At 72.7% G+C, this 14,682-nt stretch carries 16 protein-coding genes; 9 read left to right on the top strand and 7 right to left on the bottom strand.

Annotated elements, in window-relative coordinates; translation table 11 throughout:
• Window positions 1-26 precede the first annotated feature (26 nt).
• From ABT299_RS08375 to ABT299_RS08355, 5 genes are all read right to left on the bottom strand, one after another.
• Window positions 27-584 (bottom strand): hypothetical protein, encoded by a 558-nt coding sequence (locus ABT299_RS08375; RefSeq protein WP_500250204.1) that lies wholly within the window; start codon window positions 582-584, stop codon window positions 27-29.
• A gap of 64 nt (window positions 585-648) precedes the next feature.
• Window positions 649-1,914 carry an alpha/beta hydrolase gene (locus ABT299_RS08370; RefSeq protein WP_387022821.1) on the bottom strand — a complete coding sequence of 422 codons (1,266 nt, stop codon included), beginning with the start codon at window positions 1,912-1,914 and terminating at the stop codon, window positions 649-651.
• Between the two features lie 293 nt (window positions 1,915-2,207).
• The gene (locus tag ABT299_RS08365) at window positions 2,208-2,690 is read right to left on the bottom strand and encodes a PraA/PraB family alkane oxidation protein activator (protein ID WP_190856949.1); all 483 of its coding nucleotides are present in this window, start codon (window positions 2,688-2,690) and stop codon (window positions 2,208-2,210) included.
• Window positions 2,691-3,107: 417 nt separating this feature from the next.
• Complete coding sequence (locus tag ABT299_RS08360; RefSeq protein WP_387022823.1) at window positions 3,108-4,076, bottom strand: TIGR03557 family F420-dependent LLM class oxidoreductase; 969 nt, start codon at window positions 4,074-4,076, stop codon at window positions 3,108-3,110.
• A gap of 50 nt (window positions 4,077-4,126) precedes the next feature.
• Window positions 4,127-4,663: a ferritin-like domain-containing protein gene (locus ABT299_RS08355; protein ID WP_190856947.1), complete on the bottom strand. Its 537-nt coding sequence runs from the start codon at window positions 4,661-4,663 to the stop codon at window positions 4,127-4,129.
• 258 nt (window positions 4,664-4,921) lie between these two features.
• On the opposite strand from ABT299_RS08355, the gene ABT299_RS08350 reads away from it, so the two are divergent.
• From ABT299_RS08350 to ABT299_RS08315, 8 genes are all read left to right on the top strand, one after another.
• Window positions 4,922-5,209 carry a hypothetical protein gene (locus tag ABT299_RS08350; RefSeq protein WP_190856946.1) on the top strand — a complete coding sequence of 96 codons (288 nt, stop codon included), beginning with the start codon at window positions 4,922-4,924 and terminating at the stop codon, window positions 5,207-5,209.
• A 110-nt stretch (window positions 5,210-5,319) separates the two neighbouring features.
• Window positions 5,320-5,616, top strand: coding sequence for a hypothetical protein (locus tag ABT299_RS08345; protein ID WP_190856945.1), 297 nt, complete (start codon window positions 5,320-5,322; stop codon window positions 5,614-5,616).
• Window positions 5,613-7,112: a zinc metalloprotease gene (locus tag ABT299_RS08340; protein WP_500250203.1), complete on the top strand. Its 1,500-nt coding sequence runs from the start codon at window positions 5,613-5,615 to the stop codon at window positions 7,110-7,112. The genes ABT299_RS08345 and ABT299_RS08340 overlap by 4 nt, the downstream gene beginning before the upstream one ends.
• Window positions 7,113-7,319: 207 nt before the next feature.
• Window positions 7,320-7,505: a hypothetical protein gene (locus ABT299_RS08335; protein ID WP_387022828.1), complete on the top strand. Its 186-nt coding sequence runs from the start codon at window positions 7,320-7,322 to the stop codon at window positions 7,503-7,505.
• A 91-nt stretch (window positions 7,506-7,596) separates the two neighbouring features.
• Window positions 7,597-8,142, top strand: coding sequence for a TlpA family protein disulfide reductase (locus tag ABT299_RS08330; RefSeq protein WP_190856942.1), 546 nt, complete (start codon window positions 7,597-7,599; stop codon window positions 8,140-8,142).
• Window positions 8,139-10,016 carry an ABC transporter ATP-binding protein gene (locus ABT299_RS08325; protein WP_500250202.1) on the top strand — a complete coding sequence of 626 codons (1,878 nt, stop codon included), beginning with the start codon at window positions 8,139-8,141 and terminating at the stop codon, window positions 10,014-10,016. The genes ABT299_RS08330 and ABT299_RS08325 overlap by 4 nt, the downstream gene beginning before the upstream one ends.
• Window positions 10,001-10,528 (top strand): MauE/DoxX family redox-associated membrane protein, encoded by a 528-nt coding sequence (locus ABT299_RS08320; protein ID WP_500250201.1) that lies wholly within the window; start codon window positions 10,001-10,003, stop codon window positions 10,526-10,528. The genes ABT299_RS08325 and ABT299_RS08320 overlap by 16 nt, the downstream gene beginning before the upstream one ends.
• On the top strand, window positions 10,525-10,983 hold the full coding sequence (locus tag ABT299_RS08315; RefSeq protein WP_500250200.1) for a S26 family signal peptidase: 459 nt from the start codon (window positions 10,525-10,527) through the stop codon (window positions 10,981-10,983). Before ABT299_RS08320 ends, ABT299_RS08315 begins: the two co-directional genes overlap by 4 nt.
• 35 nt (window positions 10,984-11,018) lie before the next feature.
• Here the strand turns inward: ABT299_RS08315 and ABT299_RS08310 are convergent, their stop codons facing one another.
• Window positions 11,019-11,867, bottom strand: coding sequence for an AfsR/SARP family transcriptional regulator (locus tag ABT299_RS08310; protein WP_190856938.1), 849 nt, complete (start codon window positions 11,865-11,867; stop codon window positions 11,019-11,021).
• Window positions 11,868-12,356: 489 nt separating this feature from the next.
• Between ABT299_RS08310 and ABT299_RS08305 the strand changes: the two genes are divergently transcribed.
• Complete coding sequence (locus ABT299_RS08305; protein WP_500250199.1) at window positions 12,357-13,391, top strand: alpha/beta hydrolase; 1,035 nt, start codon at window positions 12,357-12,359, stop codon at window positions 13,389-13,391.
• Between the two features lie 25 nt (window positions 13,392-13,416).
• On the opposite strand, the gene ABT299_RS08300 is transcribed toward ABT299_RS08305, so the two are convergent.
• Complete coding sequence (locus ABT299_RS08300; protein ID WP_500250198.1) at window positions 13,417-14,676, bottom strand: PP2C family protein-serine/threonine phosphatase; 1,260 nt, start codon at window positions 14,674-14,676, stop codon at window positions 13,417-13,419.
• Window positions 14,677-14,682: the final 6 nt, after the last annotated feature.

Below are 14,682 nucleotides of genomic sequence, written 5' to 3'. Positions count from 1 at the left end.
CCCAAAATTGCCCCAACCGGGAGCGTCTAGACGCTCACGACGTCCTGCAGCAGGCCCCACACAAAGTGCGCCACATACGACGACCCGTCCGGCGCGGCGAAGCCGACGTGCCAGCGGCTCGGCGCGTCGCCGTCCTGGTGCGCCAGCCCGTCCCACCGGGCCGCCAGATCGCCGACCACGCACGTCCACGGGGCGAGGTCGTCGACGGTCCACAGCTCCGGCACCGGCGACCCCGGCTCCCGGACGAGCCACTCCCGCGCCACCGACCCGTCCGGCGCCATCGTGATCTCGAACCGCAGGCCGGGCCACAGCGGGAACGGCGGCCACGACGCCACCTCGCACACGACGTCGCCGACGCGCCGCTCGCCGACGTCCGCGGGCGGGCCGAGGACCGCCTCGTAGCGGCGGCGCCCGCGCGGGAACGTCCGGGACCGCAGGATCCGCTGCCAGCGCGCGTTGACCTCGCGCATCTCGGTGCGCGAGGAGTCCAGCGCGCGCACCGCGTCCTCGACGAGACCGGGCTGGTAGTCCGCCATCCGGCGCAGCAGCACGAGCTGGAACTCGCGCCGCGCCAACCCCTTCACGCGGCCACGCTACCGCGCGGCCAGGGACGTCCCGACGGGGCGCCGGCGGCCGGCTCCGCGGGGATCAGACCTTCTTCGCGCCGATCGCGGCCATCATGGCCGGCCAGCTGAGGTTGACCTCGCGGCGCCAGTACTTCCAGTTGTGCATGCCCGGGCCGTACAGGTGGGAGGTGATGGGGACGCCGGCGCGCTTGGCGGCGTTCACGAAGTTGACCGTCATCTGCCCGGCGAGGTCCTCGCCGACGCGTCCCGCGGCGCCCGGCGGGGTGCTCGGGTCGTCGTAGGGGCCCGGCTTGCCGTTGCCGGACGAGATGTAGACGCCCATGCCCTTGAGGTTGCGCACGTTGACGGCCGCGTCGTGCGCCTCCCAGTTCGACCGGTTGAAGATGGGGTCGCCCCAGATCGAGGTGCCCGCCTCCTTGTTCATCACGGTCAGCACCGCGGGCATGCCCGGCGCGGTGATGTTGAGGGGGCCGCTGTAGGCGGCGGCGTACTTGAAGTACCCCCGGTGGCGCTCGGCGTAGGTGATGGAGCCCTGCCCGCCGGACGACAGGCCCATCGCGGCGCGCGACGGCCCGGCGTGGAAGTTGCTCTCCATCAGCGGGATGACCTCGGAGATGTGGAAGCTCTCCCACTCGGGGATGCCGCCCTTGCCGCCGTTCCACCAGTTGGTGTACGAGCCGTTCGAGCCGCCCTCGGGCATGACGACCATCGCGTTCCAGGCCTTCGCGACGTTCTCGATGTGGCCGTCGTGGCTCCAGGACGTGTACTTGTTGTTGCCGCCGTGGTAGGCGTACACGACCGGGTAGGTCTTGGTGTCGCTCGCCTTCCAGCCCTTGGGCACGAACACCCGCGTCTGCACGACCGCGCCGAGCGCCGGGGAGGCGATGCTGACGTCGAACTCCTGCGCGTTCACCTTCTTGATCGCGGTGATGGTCGCGCCGTCGGGGGCCTTGCGGTACTTGCCGTCGCTGATGCCCGGGGGCAGGTGCGGCTTCTTGCCGTGCGAGCCCTTGTTCTTGTCGGGGTCGTTCGAGGCGGGCGAGCCGCCGGTGCCGAACGGGTTGCCGCCGTGCGTCAGCGGCACGTTCGGGACCTTGATCGGCTTGCTCGCGGAGGGGGAGCCGCTCGGCGAGGGCGAGCCGGTGACCTGCGTCGGCTGGGTGGGCGGCCCGAACGAGGGGATCGGCTGCGCGTTGCCGGCGGCCTCCGGCTTGCCCTTCGGCACCCCGACCCCGGCCTGGGCCAGCCCGACCATGACGGCCGGGAGGATCACTGCCGCCGCCGCCGTCCCGGCGATGGCGATCTTCCTGTCGGTACGCTTCTTCATGGACTCCCCAGCCGATCAGGCCGATCCGGACCGCGCGCCAGCCCCGGCCTTATGCTCACTCGCCCGAAGAAACTACTGTCCCGGCAGTCACATCCGCAAGTATTGACAAAAAATACAATAATTCTCTCGGATTCCGGCTCGTCCGAATGTCGGAGTCCGAGCCGTCCGTTGTTTCCGGCCGCGCGCCCCTCCCCCAGCCACCCTCCGCTCCCGCAGTACCGGAACGGCCGAGGACCCGGACGGCACGGGGCCGCCCGGGTCTCACGCACTGTCAGGCGCCGGCTCTCAGCCGGTCACTGGGAGAAGACGTACTTGGCGGTGAGGGTCGCGGACGACGGGCACAGGAGGCCGCTCGTCTTCTGGACGGTCTGGTTGGTGAAGCTCACGGTGACCGGGAACGTGCTCCCGCTGTAGGTGCCGTGGATGGTGCCGCCGTAGGTGCAGCCGACGGCGCTCACCGAGAAGCCGCTGAGGGTGGCGGTGCCGCCGCTCAGGCTGCCGCTCCACGGGAGGTTCTGCGGCGTCACGGTGACGCCGCAGCCCGTGATGGTCGCGGAGGTGACGGAGAGCGCGCCCGCCGTGGTGATGGTGCCGCCGAGGGTGGAACCGGTGCAGGACGCGGGGACGCCCGCGTTGATCGTCATGGTTCCGGAGAGGTTCGCGGTGAAGGGGCCGGCCGTCCACGCCAGGGCGGGGGCGGCGGTCGCGGCGACGGCGATCGCGGTGGCGGCGGCGGAGGTCGAGGCGATGGCGGCGATCTTCTTGATGCGGGACAAGGCGGTCCTCGTTTCGGGACGGCGGGCGTCGCGCCTGCACCCGGAAATGGGGTGGGAGATCCGCGATCCGGACGTCCGTTCCGCCCATGTCGGGTGGGCGAAAGGAGCGTCCCGGCGTCGGGACCCGATGCCCGGAAACCGTCGCGCCACTCGACATCGGCGACCGGACACCTTGGTAGAACGCGTTCTAGTGAGAACGTAGACAGCGACCGGGAATCCGTCAATACCCCGATTCGGATTCTCAGGCCACAGCCCCTGTCATCGCAGGATCCGGCCGAGTCAGAAAGGCACTGGAACCGAATCCTGCTGCAATTCGGACGGCAGCGAGATGGTCTTCGGGCAGCCAAATCGCATTCCGCGCCGCGAGGCCCGGCCGCGCCGGCGGACGCGCACCGGGGCCCCCGGGCGCGAGAGGGGTCAGCCGAAGCGTTCCCGCAGTGCCGGGAGGAGGTCGCCCTCCGCCCAGGTGCGGAAGTCCTTCTGGTGGTCGGGCCCGCTCTGGCAGAACGCGATGTGCGTGAACCCCGCGTCCTTCCACTGCTGGACGGCCTGGAGGTAGTCCTCCACGTTGTCGCCGCACGGCACGGACTCGGCGACGTCGTCCGGCCGGACGGTCTTCGCTGCCGCCTCGAAGTTGACCGTGCCCGGAAGCTCCGCCATCACCCTCCAGGCCGGGGCCGAGAACTTCCAGTAGCGGTGCGCCCGCTGCTTGCACTCCTCATAGTCCTGCCCGTAGGCGACGGGGATCTGCCCGTAGACGGGCTTGCCCTCGCCGCCCTCGCGGTGGAAGAGGCTCACCACGTCGCCGACGGGCTGGTCGGAGATGAGCAGGTCGGCGTGCCGCGCGGCCAGCCGCCCGGCGCGCGGGCCGAACGCGGCCATGCCGATCCGGACGGGCCGGTCCGGCACGTCCCACAGCTTCGCGGAGTCGACCCGGAAGTGCTTCCCCTCGTAGTTGACGTAGTCGCCGGAGAACAGCGCCCGGATGATCTCGACGGCCTCGGCGAACATCTCGTGCCGGACGTCCACCGACGGCCAGCCGCGCCCGACGACGTGCTCGTTCAGGTTCTCGCCCGCGCCCAGGCCGAGGGTGAACCGCCCGTCCGACAGCACCCCCATCGTGGCGGCCTTCTGCGCCACCACCGCCGGGTGGTACCGCATGATCGGGCAGGTCACGAACGTCATCAGCGGGATGCGGTGGGTCGCCTGGGCGAGGGCGCCGAGCACCGACCACGCGTAGGCCGAATGCCCCTGGTCCTCCAGCCACGGGAAGTAGTGGTCGGAGATGACGGAGTAGTCGAAGCCGGCGTCCTCCGCCTCGACGAGGTCGGTGACGAGCTGTTTGGGCGGTGTCTGCTCGCAGAGCAGCGTGTATCCGAATTCCATGACGGCTCGGTACCCGAGAGAACGCACCCAATCGCCGGAACGCGCCGGATTCAGTTGCCGAGGAGGTCCATGATGTCGTCGGCGTGCTCCTCCTCCTCGGCGAGGATGTCCTCCATGAGGCGGCGGGTCGTGACGTCCCCGTCGCCGAGCCACCGGATGATCTCCTGGTACGACTCGATGACGATCCGCTCGGCGACCAGGTTCTCCTCCAGCATGCCCTTGAGGTCGCCGTCATCGAAGGTCTCGTACGTGGTGTGCGACCGCTTCGCCAACGTCTCGGGATTGAAGTCGGGGTCGCCGCCCAGCTGGCTGATCCGCTCCGCGGCGCGCATCGCATGGTCGCGTTCCTCGTCGGCGTGCTCGGTGAACTCGGCGGCGACCTGCGCGCGGTCGATTCCGGTGGCGCTGATCGCGTGCCGCGAGTAGCGCATCCAGCAGACGATCTCGGTGGCGAGCACGTCGTTGAGGACGCCGATGACCTCGTCGGGACTGCGCTTGTAGCCGGTCGTCACCGGCCCGTCGGCCATCTTCTGCCGGGCGCGTTCCCGGATCCTCGCCACGTCGATGCTGAAGCTGCTCTCGGTCATGCCTCTCCTCCTGGTCAGCACGGATGCCCGTTCCCCTACCCAGCCCCAGATCTCCATGCCTGCAAGGCGAGACGGCCATACGGCCAGGTGATGGAAGGGTCGCGTAACGGCGCGACACTCACGGTGACGACATCCCTACTTGGACACGTTCTGTCACGCGTGCTATACGTAGAGCTATCTCGCCACGACCTGTGGTGGGAAAGGGACATCCGGGCTCCACCTTGAGATCCGGGCGTGACAAGGAAGAAAAGGAACCACATGAAGTCCTTCAGCTACACCGAGCTGGACAAGCTGGCCGGCGAGGTTCTGCCGGAGCGCGCGGTGCTGTCCACCCTTCTCGTCGGTGGCGGCAGCGACAACGACAACGAGAACCTCAACTTCAACCACGGCGGCGGCCACGACGGCGGCACGACCGCGGTCGTCCCGAACTGCCAGAGCAACATCACCCACTCGCAGGGCGGGCTCATCGGCGCGCTGGGTCTCAGCTCCGAGAACCCCAACTCGTCGTTCACCTGCGCCAGCAGCACGGTGGTCTCGGGTCACTGATCCGAAACGACGCACTAGCGGGCTCCGGCCCGCAGGGGAAGGGCTGGCGTTCTCCCGCCGGCCCTTCCCCCCTTTTTCCGGAAAATCTGTGACGAGCTGTAAGGCGACCGATGAGCCAGACCAACCCTCAGACGTTCAGCTACGCGGAACTCGACCGGCTGTCGGGCGAGGTACTGCCGGAGCGGGCCGTGCTGTCGACCCTGCTCGCGGGCGGCGGCGACAACGGCAACAAGAACCTCAACCTCAACGACGGCGGGTCCGGCGCGGCCGACTCCGAGGTCACCTACGCCTGCCAGTACACGCACTCGACCGGCACGCCCGGCCTCCTCGGCACCGGCCTGCTCGCCGAGTCCGGCTACACGACGACGACCTGCGTCCCGGTCGCGGTCGGCCACCAGAACGCATGAGCGGAGCGCACCGGAAGGCCGCCTCCCCGCCACGAGCGGCCGCGAGCGCCCCCGCGCGCCCGGCGGGCACGGAACGCCCGCCGGGCGCGGAGCCCCCGGCGGACGCGGAACCGCCGGGCACCGCTCGTCCCGCCGACGCGGGGCCGGCCGCGGCGGGAGGCGCGACGTCCGTGGCGACGGCGCGGCCCGCCGCGCTCCTCACCCTGCCGGTCCTGGCCGAGGGCGTGGAGCTGGTCGGCGAGTTCAAGAACTCCGGCTACCGCGAACCGCCGCAGCTCGTCAGCCTGCCGAACCGGCAGCTCGTCCGGCTGCCGCCGCTGCTGTTCCTGGTCGCGAAGGCGCTGCACGAGCACCGCGACCTCGCCCGCACCGCCGACATCGAGACGGCGCTGGACCGGGTGGCCGAGGCCGTCTCGCGCGAGGCGGGCGCCCGGCTCACCGGCGAGCAGGTCATCTACCTCGCCGACCGCAAGCTCGCGCCGCTCGGCGTCACCACCTACAGCGACGGCACCGCGCCGCCCGTGGTGAAGGCCGACCCGTTCCTCGGGCTCCGGTTCCGGATCGCGGTGTTCCCCGAGTCGGTCACCTGGTTCGTCGCGGGCCTGTTCGCCTGGCTGTTCCGGCCGGTCGTGCTCGTGCTCACGCTGATCGCCGTCGTCTCCGCCGAGACCTGGGTGCTGGCCACCCGGTCGATGAGCACGGCGCTGCAGCACGCCATCCTCGCCCCGGTGAGCATCCTGCTGATCATGGCGCTCGGGGTGGCGTCGTGCGCGTTCCACGAGATCGGGCACGCCGCCGCCTGCCGGTACGGGGGCGTCCGCCCCGGCGTGATGGGCTGCGGCATCTACCTGGTCTGGCCGGCGTTCTACACCGACATCACCGAGTCGTACCGGCTCGGCCGCCTCGGGCGGCTGCGCGCCGACCTCGCCGGCGTCTACTTCAACGGCATCTTCGTCGTCGCGCTGACGCTGCTGTACGTGGAGACGGGCTTCGAGCCGCTGCTCGTCGCCGTGCTGTACGTCAACCTCGAGATCCTGCAGCAGCTGCTGCCGACGCTGCGGTTCGACGGCTACTACATCATGTCGGACCTCGTCGGGGTCCCCGACCTGTTCAAGTACATCGGGCCCATCCTGCGGCGGGCGCTGCTGCTGCGCCGCGCCGACACCCGGCTGAACGACCTGAAGCGCTGGCCGCAGATCTTCGTCACGATGTGGGTGCTGGTCATCGTCCCGGTGATGCTGTTCCAGCTCGGCCTGATCTCCACGCAGGTCCCCGGGCTGATCCGGATGGACTGGCGGAAGATCCAGGGCCTGGCCGCCGAGGCGGCGCACGGCGCCGGCGCGCTGCAGCTGATCGCCTCCGGGCTGCAGATCGTACTGCTGGTGCTGCCGCTGCTGGGGCTCGCACTCATCCTGTTCCGGATGCTGCGCGGCGCGGTGCGGATGGCCGTCAAGTACGTGAACGGGCCGACCGCCGAGCCGGTGCCCGGAGCCTGACCCCTGCCCCTGACCGCGCGGAGCGGGCCGCCGATGTGGCGGCCCGCTCCGCCTTTTTCTGTTGATCAGGGCCGCGCCGACCGCCGGGCACCCCGGACGCCGCGCCCGCGCCCGCGGCCGCGCCCGGCGGCTGTATCCAGCCTGTATCGGCTTTGTCGATCCCGCTCGTAGCGTCGCCTCCGTCCCTCGAAACGGAAGGAGCCGACCATGCTCGGAAAGATCGAGGCGCTGGGCGAGCGAATGCTCACCCGGCTGGTCCCGCGGACGCGCGCCGCGGCCAGCACCGGCTACTGGTGCTGGAACGACGGGCCCTGCGGCATCGAGTGCCTGGTGAAGAGGTGCTGCTACCTGTCCGGCAGCGGCACCTCCTGCAGCTGCGTCTACGTCTGCTGACCCGCACGGCCAGGCACGTCATCGGTTGAGCGGCGGCCGGGAGGCGCTCCCGCAGCGGTCCCGGCCGCCGCCTCGCGAAAGGTGGTCCCCCATGCCCTTCCTCACCGCGCTCGTCGCCCTGGTCGGAGCCGTCTGCCTGCTCGACCTGGCGCTCACCCTCGGCGTGATCCGCAAGCTCCGCGAGCACGCCGACCTCATCTCCCGGCCGTCCGCCGGCGGCGGAGCCGAACGCCCGCCGATGCTCCCCGCCGGGGAGGTCGCCGCGCCGTTCGACGCGGTCGACACCGCCGGCGAGCCCGTCAGCCGGGACGCGCTGACCGGCCGCACCCTCGTCGGCTTCTTCACCCCGAGCTGCGACGCCTGCACCGAGCGGATGCCCGGTTTCCTGGCGGACGCCGCCGCCTTCCCCGGCGGACGGGACCGGGTCCTCGCCGTCATCGCCGCCGGGGAGGGGGAGGACCCGTCCGCCTACCGCGACCGGCTCGGCGGCGTCGCGCGCGTGGTCGTCGAACCGCACCGCACCGGGATCGCGAAGGCGCTGGCCGTCCGCGGGCTCCCCACGTTCTGCGTCCTGGACGAGACCGGCCGGGTGGTCGAGACCGGCCTGCCGTCCGACCGCTCCCCCGTCCCGGCATGACCCCTCGCCGCGGCACGGCCTCCCGCACCGGCCGGGTGCGGGAGCTGCTCGGCGGCCTCGCGGGCTCCAGCGCGCTGGCCTGGTCGGCGGGCCGGACGCTGACGCTCCTGCTCACCGCTCTGACGCTGGCGCAGGCCGCCGCTCCGGTGTGCGTCGCCTGGTTCACCAAGCTGGCCGTCGACGTCCTGACGGAGCGGCCGGGCGGCGGGGCGGGCGGCGGGGCCCGGCTCGCCGCCGCCGGCGCCGGCCTGGTGCTCGCCGGGGCCGCCGCCGGCCTCACCCAGCACGTCACCCGCTACCTGCGGCAGGAGCTCGAACGGCGGGTCGGGTTCCTCGCCCAGGACCGGGTCTTCCGGGCGACCGAGCGGTTCGTCGGTCTCGGCCCGTTCGAGGACCCCGCCTTCCTCGACCGGCTGCGGCTCGCCCAGCAGGCGGGCGGCGGCGCGCCGGGCAAGGTCGTCGGCAGCGCGCTCACCGCCGTCAGCGGGACGATCACGCTCGCGGGGTTCCTCGGCTCGCTGCTGTCCGTCGGCCCGTGGCTCGCCCTGGCCGTCGTGCTGGCGACCGTCCCCGCCCTGGCCGCCGAGTTCCGGCTGTCGCGCCGCTGGGCGGCGATGATGCTGGCGATCGGCCCCGCCGAACGGCGCGAGTTCTTCTACCGGGAGCTGCTCACCACGGTCAAGGCGGCCAAAGAGCTGCGGCTGTTCGGTGTGGGCGGGCATTTCCGGACGCTGATGAACGCCGAACGGCGCGCCGCCGACGCCGAGCGCCGCCGCGTCGACCGCCGCGAGCTGGCCACGCAGGCGGGGCTCGCGGTGCTGTCCACCGGCGTCGCCGGGGCCGGGCTCGCCTGGGCGCTCGCCGAGGCGTGGCGCGGCCGTATCACGGTCGGCGACGTCAGCCTGCTGGTCGCCGCCCTCGCGGGGGCGCAGGCGGCCGGGGCGCAGCTCGTCACCCAGCTCACCGTCGCCCACCAGCAGCTGCTGCTGTTCGGCCACTACCGGGCGGTGACCGCCGCCGGCCCGGACCTGGCGGTCGCCGAACGGCCCGCCGTCCCGGGGCAGCTGACCGGCCACATCGAGTTCGACGGGGTCTGGTTCCGGTACTCCCCCGAGCATCCGTGGGCGCTGCGCGGCGTGAGCTTCACCATCGAGCGCGGGCGCGCGACGGCCCTCGTCGGCCTGAACGGCGCGGGCAAGAGCACCCTGGTGAAGCTGCTGTGCCGGTTCTACGACCCGGAACGGGGCGCGATCCGGTGGGACGGCGTGGACCTGCGCGATCTGGACCCGGCCGAGCTGCGCCGCCGCATCGGCGTGGTGTTCCAGGACTACATGGAGTACGAGCTCACCGCCGCCGACAACATCGGGCTCGGCGACCTGGAGCGGCGCGGCGACCGGACGCTCGTCCGGGCGGCGGCCGAGCGGGCCGGGGCCGGCGCCTTCGTCGAGGCACTGCCGGGCGGCTACGACACGCTGCTGACGCGGGCCTTCGCCGGCGGCGCGGACGGCGACGCCGAACCCGGGGTGCCGCTGTCCGGCGGGCAGTGGCAGCGGCTCGCTCTGGCCCGCGCGTTCCTGCGGGACGGCCGCGACCTGCTGATCCTCGACGAGCCCAGCTCCGGACTGGACGCCGAGGCCGAGCACCACGTCCACGTCCGGCTGCGCGAGCACCGCGCGGGCCTGACGAGCCTGCTCATCTCGCACCGGCTGAGCGCGGTGCGCGACGCCGACACCCTGGTCGTCCTGCGCGACGGGCGGATCGTCGAGCGGGGAACGCACGCCGAGCTGATGGCCGAGGGCGGCGAGTACGCGCGGCTGTTCGAGCTGCAGGCCGGCGGATACCGGCAGGAGGAGATGTCATGGACGAAGTCGTGACCGCCGTGCGGGTGCTGCTCGCGCTCGTCTTCGTGGCGTCGGCGGCCGGCAAGCTGCGCGGGAGGGGCGCCTACGCGCGGTTCACGGCGGCGACGGCGCGGCTCGTACCGCGTCCGGTGGCCGCCACCGGGACGCGGTGGATCGCCGCCGCGGTGGTCGGCGCCGAGGCCGCGGTGGTGGTGCTGCTCGTCCTCCCGGCGACCGCCGCGGCCGGTTTCGCGCTGGCGGCGGTGCTCCTGGCGGCGTTCACGGCGGCCATCGTCCGCGCGCTCGCGCGCGGCGACCGGGCGCCCTGCGCCTGCTTCGGCGACGCCGACACTCCGCTGGGCCCGCGCCAGGTCGTGCGCAACCTGTCGCTGGCCACCGCCGCGCTGGCGGGGCTCGGTGCCACGCTGTCCGGAGGATCCCACCTTCCGGGTGCGACGGGCGCGCTTTTCGCGGTCGCGGCGGGCTGCTTCGCCGCGCTGCTGGTCCTGGCGGCCGACGACATCATCGAGCTGTTCCGGCCATGAGCGCCCTCGGCTGGTCCACCGCCGCCGTGCTCTGCGTGGTCGCCGCCGCAGGCGCGCTCGCGCTGCTCCTGCGGCGGCGTTTCACGGTCGTCGAGGTGTACGGAACGAGCATGGTGCCCACCCTCGCGCCCGGCGACCGCCTCCTGGTGCGCCGGACCCGGCTCCCCCGCGTCGCCACGGACCGGCTCGTGGTGGTGGAGGGCCCCTACTGGCAGGAGTTCGGCCCGAGGGCTCCCGCCGACCTGCGCTGGATCGTCAAGCGCGCCGCCGCCGTGCCGGGCGAGCCGGTCCCCGCGCCGGTGCGCCCGGCGCTCCCGGCGGGCGCGGGTGCTGCCGTCCCGGACGGGCGGCTCGCCGTCCTGGGCGACAACCCCGCGCAGAGCATCGACTCGCGGCACTTCGGCCTGCTGCCCGCCGACGCCCTGCTCGGCGTGGTCGTCCGCCGCCTCCGGTGACGCGCGGTCCTTAGCCGGCCCTGGGGCACGCCGTCTCACGCCTGGCGGGTCTGCCAGTACAGGGGGCGAAGGCCGCGGTGGACGCCCCGCGTGCGCCATCGGGAGGGCACCTTGAGCCGGGGCTCCGGGACCCGGTCCAGCTTCGGATCGCGCTTGAGCACGGCCTGCTGGAGGGCGACGAGCTGGGGACCGGGATCGACGCCGAGCTGGTTCACCAGGACGTCCCGCGCCCGGGCGTAGGCGGCCAGCGCGCCGGCCGCGTCACCGCAGCGGTAGAGCGCGAGCATCAGATGCGCCCACAGCCGTTCGCGGGTGGGATTGGCGGCGAGGTGCTCGTGCAGTTCGGCGGCCACCGCGTCGTTCTCGCCGAGCGCGAGCCGGGCCGCGGCGTAGGCGTCGACGGCCGACCCGCGCAGGTCCTCCAACGCCTGCAGCCGGGGCGCGAGGGCGAGCGTGCGGGGCAGGTCCTCGGCCGCGCTGCCCCGCCACAGTGCGAGCGCCGCTTCCAGCCCGAGGGCGGCGCGGCGGGGCGCACCGGCCGCCAAGTCCGCGCGGCCGAGCCGCAGCAGGTGGAGGAACCGGGCGCTGTCGAGCTCGCCCGGCTCGACGGCCAGCGCGTAGCCGGGGCGCCGGGCGATCAGCCGCGGCGCGGAGTCGGCGAGCGCGCGCCGCAGCTGGTTGGCGTAGGTGCGCAGGTTGGAGACCGCGCTCTTGGGCGGCGCCTCGTCCCATAACGCGCTGGTCAGGAAGTCGAGCGAGACGGTCCGGTTGGGCTCGAGCAACAACGCGGTCAGCAGCGTGCGCTGCTTGGCGGAGCCGAGCGCGAGCAGCCGGTCGCCCTGGCGTACCCGCACGGGTCCGAGCAGGTCGAACCGCAGGCCCATCGTGCCCTCCTTGCCTCGCGGCCGCCGCGGGAGCCGGGCGCCACATGTCGACGGAGATCGTGGGAGCGCTCCCATGAGCGTACGTTCATGATCTATCTCACTGTCAATCGACCGAAACACAATCGTTACATCGCACGCCGGGCGGCGCGTCGTCCTCCGCTCGCCCGCATCGCACAGGGACTCCGGACGCCCCTGGCGGGTCACCGCACGGCCACCGGGCACGCGGCGGGGCGCCCGAAAGGGCGTCCGCCGCGACGCGGGTTCGGAAAACAATCTTCTCCGCGATTCCCGGGCAACGCGTAGAACGTACCTGAAACGGGAACCTACTCGGAGTAAGTAGCAGAATCCACCAATCTCGGAACGCACATCGGTACCGGGCCGCCTAACGGCCCGAAGGCAGCCGGCGGGAGCGCGACCCGCCCTTCGCCGGGCTGCGCGCATTCGCCGTACAACGGCGCTCCCCTTTTCCGGCCGGCCCACCCTGCCGGCATGCCCGGAAGGCCCGCATTGCTCCGACGCTCCACCCCCGTCGCAGGGCCGGGGTCCCTCGCCCTGCTGCTTCCCCTCGTCCTGGCCGCCGCGCTCGCCGCGGCCGTCCCCGCCGCCCGTCCCGCCGCCGCGACGAGTCCCGCGACCGGCGCCGTGACCGGCGCGAAGGTGATCGCGGAGACGACCGTCGCGCCGCGGACCATCGACCTCACCGTCCAGTCCCCGGCGATGGGCGCGCAGGAGAAGGTGCGCCTCCTCGTCCCCTCCGGATGGTCGAAGAACGCCACCCGCACCTGGCCGACCCTCTGGCTGCTGCACGGCGGCGTCGACGACTACACCGCCTGGACGCGCGGTACCGACGTCGCCGCACTCACCGCCGATTCCCCCGTCATCGTCGTCATGCCGGAAGGCGGAAGCTGCGGCAATTACTCCGACTGGTGGAACTACGGAAACGGCGGGCCGCCCGAATGGGAGACCTTCCACATGAAGGAGCTCCGCGCCATCCTGGAGAACGGCTACCGGGCGAACGGGCGCCGCGTCATCGCCGGCAATTCCATGGGCGGTCTCGGCGCGATGCTGTACCCGGCCCGCTTCCCCGGAATGTTCGCGGCGGCCGCCGCCTTCAGCGGCTACGTCGACACCCTCTACGACTACGAGCCGGGCGACGACTCGATCGGCTGGGGCCCGTCCTTCTCCTGCCCCGGCACCGACTGGCGGCGCGTCTGGGGCGCGCCCGACGCGCAGGCCGCGATCTGGCACGCGCACAACCCGACCGACCTCGCCGGCCGGCTCGCGGGCGTGCGCCTCTACGTGGCCAGCGGCAACGGCACGGCCGGATCGCTCGGCGGGCTCCCGTTCACCGACCCCGTCGAGGCGGCGGCGAACGACGTCTCGCACGCGTTCGTCGACCGGCTGGACGCCCTCGGCATCCCCGTCACCACCCGCTTCTTCGACGGCCAGCACTCCTGGCCGTACTGGCAGCGGGACCTCCACGACGCCTACCCGATGCTGATGCGCGCCCTCGGCGTGTCGTGACCGGACGCCCCGTCCCCGGCGCGGGTCAGGCCCCGTCGGGGGCGGGACGGCGCACGCCGCCGCCCGAGCCGCGCCACTCCAGCAGCAGGACGGTGGCGTCGTCGTCGAGCCGGCCCGCGTGGTGCACGAGGATGCTGTGGACGAGCCGGCGCAGCGTCTCGGGGACCGGCAGCCCGTCGGCGTTGCGGCGGATGATGAAGTCGACGAACCGGACGAGCCCGAACTCCTCCTTGTCCGGGTCGCGGGCCTCCACGATGCCGTCGGTGTAGAGCAGCAGCCGGTCGCCGGGTTCGAGCTGCTCCCGGCAGACCGCCGGCTCGACGCCGAGGTCGGTGCCCAGCGGGTGGCCGGGCTCGCAGGCCAGCGTCGTCACCCAGCGGCCGCCGCGGATCACGACCGGCGGCGGGTGGCCGTGCGAGATCCACGAGAGCATCCCGGTGCGGGTGTCGAGCTCCGCGAGGACCCCGGTGACGAAGCGGCCCGACGCGTCCTGCTCGATCAGCACCTCCTCGATGGCGCGGCCGCTCTCCACCAGGCTCGCGCCCTGCAGCCGGCTGTTGCGGTGCGCCCCGACCGCGAGGGTCGCGGTGATGCCGGCCGAGGTGTCGTGTCCCATCGCGTCGAAGACGGCGAGGTGGACGGTGTCGCCCGCGATGCCGTAGTCGAAGGTGTCGCCGCCCAGCTTGTAGGCGGGCTCCAGCGCCGCGCCGATCACCATCGCGTCGTTGGCGAACGTCATGGGCGGGAGCAGCCGCCACTGCATCTCCGCGGAGACGGTCATGTCGCGGGTGCGCACCAGCCGGGCGAGCGAGTCGCTGGTCGGTCCCTTGCTGACGATCAGCAGCGCGACCAGGCCGGCGAGGTACTCGGCGTCGGCCTCGGCCTGCTCGTCCCCGGGGTCGACCGTCACCCGCATCACGCCGATCCGTTCCGAGCCGTCCAGGACCGGTACCCAGATGTGGTGGGCGCCGTCATGCTCGGACTGCCCCGCGACGCTCGCGACGTTCTGGTACGCGCGGCCGGCGAGGGTTCCCTCGACGCGGATCTCCTCCGTTTCGGGACCGGAGTCCCGGCCGGCGTCGGCGCCCCGGCCGGTGAGCAGCCGCAGCACCTGCTGCTGGAGGTCCACCACGTAGATCCGCACGTCGTGGAGGCCGGCGCGCGCGGCATGCTCGGCGACCACGCCGGGCAACTGCTCCAGCGAGATCACGTGGCTGGCGGCCACCAGGTCGCACAGCAGCCGCTCGCCGCGCGGGCGGCCGTCCGGCCGTCCTTCGGCGTTCATCGCGCA

This window comes from Spirillospora sp. NPDC000708 (assembly GCF_040299565.1).
Taxonomy (GTDB): Bacteria; Actinomycetota; Actinomycetes; order Streptosporangiales; family Streptosporangiaceae; genus Spirillospora.
The sequence above is the reverse complement of the archived record's forward strand: the minus strand, read 5'-3'. Positions and strand labels throughout refer to the sequence as shown.